This window comes from Kocuria salsicia (assembly GCF_007681555.1).
GTDB lineage: Bacteria > Actinomycetota > Actinomycetes > Actinomycetales > Micrococcaceae > Kocuria > Kocuria salsicia.
Genome location: NZ_VELE01000021.1, coordinates 1 through 5,478 on the forward strand (window position 1 = coordinate 1; position 5,478 = coordinate 5,478).

Annotated in this window: 3 rRNA genes; all 3 read right to left on the reverse strand. The window is 55.7% G+C overall.

Annotated features, from left to right (window positions below):
* Window positions 1-103 precede the first annotated feature (103 nt).
* Window positions 104-220 (reverse strand): 5S ribosomal RNA (gene rrf, locus FS770_RS13425).
* 182 nt (window positions 221-402) lie between these two features.
* Window positions 403-3,524, reverse strand: a 23S ribosomal RNA gene (locus tag FS770_RS13430).
* 372 nt (window positions 3,525-3,896) lie between these two features.
* Window positions 3,897-5,428: ribosomal RNA gene (locus tag FS770_RS13435) — 16S ribosomal RNA — on the reverse strand.
* The 16S, 23S and 5S rRNA genes sit together here, the layout of an rRNA operon.
* Between the last annotated feature and the right edge of the window lie 50 nt (window positions 5,429-5,478).

Consider the following 5,478-nt stretch of genomic DNA (forward strand, 5'->3'; position numbering starts at 1 on the left):
TGTTTCGGGTGTTGGGTGGGTGCCTCGTGGAACACACCAGTGTTAAACACGGGGAGGCCCCACACCATCCTGGTGTGAGGCCTCAACCCATCTTCCACGTGAATTCCGGCGGTGACTTACTCTCCCACACCCTACCGAGTGCAGTACCATCAGCGCTGTGGGTCTTAGCTACCGGGTTCGGGATGGGACCGGGCGTTTCCCCCACGCTATAACCACCGGAAACCTACCACCACCCCTGAACACTGCCAGGGATGATAAACCTTGGTTCCCGATCTTACACGGGTCAAACTTCGTTAACCACACTCCCCACACACCACCCCCTACCAGGGGACGAGCATGCACGGGTTGTTAGTGGTCAACCACATAGTGAACGCGAACACCACAATGATGAAAAGATCGTGTGTGTATAAGTCTTCGGTGTATTAGTACCAGTCAGCTCCACGCCTTACAACGCTTCCACACCTGGCCTATCAACCCAGTCGTCTACTGGGCACCTCACACCCCTCGAAAAGGGGCTAGGAAATCTCATCTCGGAGCAAGCTTCCCGCTTAGATGCTTTCAGCGGTTATCAATCCCGAACGTAGCTAATCAGCGATGCTCCTGGCGGAACAACTGACATACCAGAGGTTCGTCCGTCCCGGTCCTCTCGTACTAAGGACAGGCCTCCACAAATTTCCAACGCACGCAGCGGATAGGGACCGAACTGTCTCACGACGTTCTGAACCCAGCTCGCGTACCGCTTTAATGGGCGAACAGCCCAACCCTTGGGACCAACTCCAGCCCCAGGATGCGACGAGCCGACATCGAGGTGCCAAACCATGCCGTCGATATGGACTCTTGGGCAAGATCAGCCTGTTATCCCCGAGGTACCTTTTATCCGTTGAGCGACGGCCATTCCACAATGTACCGCCGGATCACTAGTCCCGACTTTCGTCCCTGCTCGAGCTGTCACTCTCACAGTCAAGCTCCCTTGTGCACTTACACTCAACACCTGATTGCCGACCAGGCTGAGGGAACCTTTGGGCGCCTCCGTTACTCTTTAGGAGGCAACCGCCCCAGTTAAACTACCCATCAGGCACTGTCCCTGACCCGGATCACGGGCCGAAGTTAGATATCCAGAGTGACCAGAGTGGTATTTCAACAACGACTCCACCGTAACTGGCGTCACGGCTTCACAGTCTCCCACCTATCCTACACAAGCCACACCGAACACCAATACCAAACTATAGTAAAGGTCTCGGGGTCTTTCCGTCCTGCTGCGCGAAACGAGCATCTTTACTCGTACTGCAATTTCGCCGAGTTCATGGTTGAGACAGTAGGGAAGTCGTTACTCCATTCGTGCAGGTCGGAACTTACCCGACAAGGAATTTCGCTACCTTAGGATGGTTATAGTTACCACCGCCGTTTACTGGGGCTTAAATTCTCCGCTTCGACCAAAGGTCTAACAGGTCCTCTTAACCTTCCAGCACCGGGCAGGAGTCAGTCCGTATACATCGTCTTACGACTTCGCACGGACCTGTGTTTTTGATAAACAGTCGCTTCCCCCTAGCCTCTGCGACCCCCACCAGCTCACAACGAACAGTTGATCACCAGCAGAGGCCCCCCTTCTCCCGAAGTTACGGGGGCATTTTGCCGAGTTCCTTAACCATGATTCTCTCGAACGCCTTAGTATTCTCTACCTGATCACCTGTGTCGGTTTGGGGTACGGGCGACTAGAACCTCACGTCGATGCTTTTCTTGGCAGCATAGGATCACCGAATTCCCTCACCTAAGAGGGTCCCATCACATCTCAGGCACACAACCCGCGGATTTACCAACGGGTCACCCTACATGCTTAGACCAGGACAACCATCGCCTGGCTCGGCTACCTTCCTGCGTCACACCTGTTAACACGTTTACCTCCCCGGATCAGGTCCCACGCTCCCCACACAACCCACACACCCCGAAGGGCGGCGGTGATGGTGGTTCGGGTGGTTAGTATCCCCGGCTCAGTAGGGTCGGTTCTTCGTCGGTACGGGAATATCAACCCGTTGTCCATCGACTACGCCTGTCGGCCTCGCCTTAGGTCCCGACTCACCCAGGGCAGATTAGCTTGACCCTGGAACCCTTGATCATCCGGCGGACGGGTTTCTCACCCGTCTATCGCTACTCATGCCTGCATTCTCACTCGTTGAGGTTCCACCACTGGGTCACCCCGCAGCTTCACTACCCCAACGACGCTCCCCTACCCATGACACCACCTCAACCACAAACGGCTCAGCTCTACGGTGTCATGCCACAACTTCGGCGGTGTACTTGAGCCCCGCTACATTATCGGCGCGGAATCACTTGACCAGTGAGCTATTACGCACTCTTTCAAGGGTGGCTGCTTCTAAGCCAACCTCCTGGTTGTCTAAGCAACTCCACATCCTTTCCCACTTAGCACACGCTTAGGGGCCTTAGTTGATGGTCTGGGCTGTTTCCCTTTCGACTATGAAGCTTATCCCCCACAGTCTCACTGCCACGCTCAACTTGACTGGCATTCGGAGTTTGGTTGACGTCAGTAACCTTGTAGGGCCCATCAGCCATCCAGTAGCTCTACCTCCAGCAAGCACACGCAACGCTGCACCTAAATGCATTTCGGGGAGAACCAGCTATCACGGAGTTTGATTGGCCTTTCACCCCTACCCACAGCTCATCCCCTCCATTTTCAACTGAAGTGGGTTCGGTCCTCCACGCGCTCTTACACGCGCTTCAACCTGGCCATGGGTAGATCACTCCGCTTCGGGTCTAGATCACGCCACTCACAACGCCCTATTCAGACTCGCTTTCGCTACGACTACCCCACACGGGTTAATCTCGCGACGTAACACTAACTCGCAGGCTCATTCTTCAAAAGGCACGCTGTCACCCCAAAAGGCTCCAACGGCTTGTAAGCACACGGTTTCAGGTACTATTTCACTCCCCTCCCGGGGTACTTTTCACCATTCCCTCACGGTACTGATCCGCTATCGGTCATCAGGAAGTATTCAGGCTTACCAGGTGGTCCTGGCAGATTCACACGAGATTTCACGGGCCCCGTGCTACTCGGGAACAACGTCACGCCACAGCAACCATGATTTCGTCTACGGGACTCACACCCCCTACGGTCTGGCACTCACCACCAGTTCGACTACCACGACGCCACAACGCCCAGGGTGGCGACCCCAGGAACAACGCATCCCACAACCCCGATCATGCAACCCTCGCCAGGTATCACACACAACCGGTTTAGCCACCATCCGCTTTCGCTCGCCACTACTCACGGAATCACTATTGTTTTCTCTTCCTATGGGTACTGAGATGTTTCACTTCCCCACGTTCCTCCTCGCACCCTATGAATTCAGATACGAGTGACCACGCATGACACGCAGCCGGGTTACCCCATTCGGAGATCCTCGGATCACAGTTCGTTTATCAACTCCCCGAGGCTTATCGCAGATTTCCACGTCCTTCATCAGCTCCTGATGCCAAGGCATCCACCGTGTGCTCGTAACAACTTATACGCCACACAACACAAAACAATCATCAAAGAACACACCACACACCCCAAACGAGGTGCGCGGCGTCAAAGATGCTCGCGTCCACTATGTAGTTGACAAACAACAACCCACCAACACCACACCCACACCAACAACGTCCGTGCTTCGCGATGCCGCGGGAAACCAACCAACACTGACGTGTTGATCGACAACCCAACAATGTGCCACCACACCACCACCCCAACACCACCCAGACCCACGAAGGCCCCAGTGTTCCCGTGTCAGGGAGCAGTGTGTCCGCTTGCTGATATTCCACCCATGAGCATCAACCACATCCCCACCACAACGGTGAGGACCGTGGGCGCCGGCCACACGGCCAGCCACTGTGCTCCTTAGAAAGGAGGTGATCCAGCCGCACCTTCCGGTACGGCTACCTTGTTACGACTTAGTCCCAATCGCCAGTCCCACCTTCGACGGCTCCCTCCCACAAGGGTTAGGCCACCGGCTTCGGGTGTTACCAACTTTCGTGACTTGACGGGCGGTGTGTACAAGGCCCGGGAACGTATTCACCGCAGCGTTGCTGATCTGCGATTACTAGCGACTCCGACTTCACGTGGTCGAGTTGCAGACCACGATCCGAACTGAGACCGGCTTTTTGGGATTAGCTCCACCTCACGGCATCGCAACCCATTGTACCGGCCATTGTAGCATGCGTGAAGCCCAAGACATAAGGGGCATGATGATTTGACGTCATCCCCACCTTCCTCCGAGTTGACCCCGGCAGTCTCCTATGAGTCCCCACCATCACGTGCTGGCAACATAGAACGAGGGTTGCGCTCGTTGCGGGACTTAACCCAACATCTCACGACACGAGCTGACGACAACCATGCACCACCTGTACACCAGCCCCACAAGGGGGAAGGAACATCTCTGAACCGGTCCGGTGTATGTCAAGCCTTGGTAAGGTTCTTCGCGTTGCATCGAATTAATCCGCATGCTCCGCCGCTTGTGCGGGCCCCCGTCAATTCCTTTGAGTTTTAGCCTTGCGGCCGTACTCCCCAGGCGGGGCACTTAATGCGTTAGCTACGGCGCGGAAAACGTGGAATGTCCCCCACACCTAGTGCCCAACGTTTACGGCATGGACTACCAGGGTATCTAATCCTGTTCGCTCCCCATGCTTTCGCTCCTCAGCGTCAGTAACAGCCCAGAGACCTGCCTTCGCCATCGGTGTTCCTCCTGATATCTGCGCATTTCACCGCTACACCAGGAATTCCAGTCTCCCCTACTGCACTCAAGTCTGCCCGTACCCACTGCACACCCGGGGTTAAGCCCCGGGCTTTCACAGCAGACGCGACAAACCGCCTACGAGCTCTTTACGCCCAATAATTCCGGACAACGCTTGCGCCCTACGTATTACCGCGGCTGCTGGCACGTAGTTAGCCGGCGCTTCTTCTGCACGTACCGTCACTCTCGCTTCTTCCGTGCTGAAAGAGGTTTACAACCCGAAGGCCGTCATCCCTCACGCGGCGTCGCTGCATCAGGCTTCCGCCCATTGTGCAATATTCCCCACTGCTGCCTCCCGTAGGAGTCTGGGCCGTGTCTCAGTCCCAGTGTGGCCGGTCACCCTCTCAGGCCGGCTACCCGTCGTCGCCTTGGTAGGCCATTACCCCACCAACAAGCTGATAGGCCGTGAGCCCATCCAAAACCAGTAAAACCCTTTCCACACACCACCATGCAGTGGCATGTCATATCCAGTATTAGACCCAGTTTCCCAGGCTTATCCCAGAGTCAAGGGCAGGTTACTCACGTATTACTCACCCGTTCGCCACTCATCCACCCAGTGCAAGCACCAAGCTTCAGCGTTCGACTTGCATGTGTTAAGCACGCCGCCAGCGTTCGTCCTGAGCCAGGATCAAACTCTCCGTCAAAAAACTTCAACAGAAACCACCCACCACCACTCCAAAAGAGCAGCAGCAAG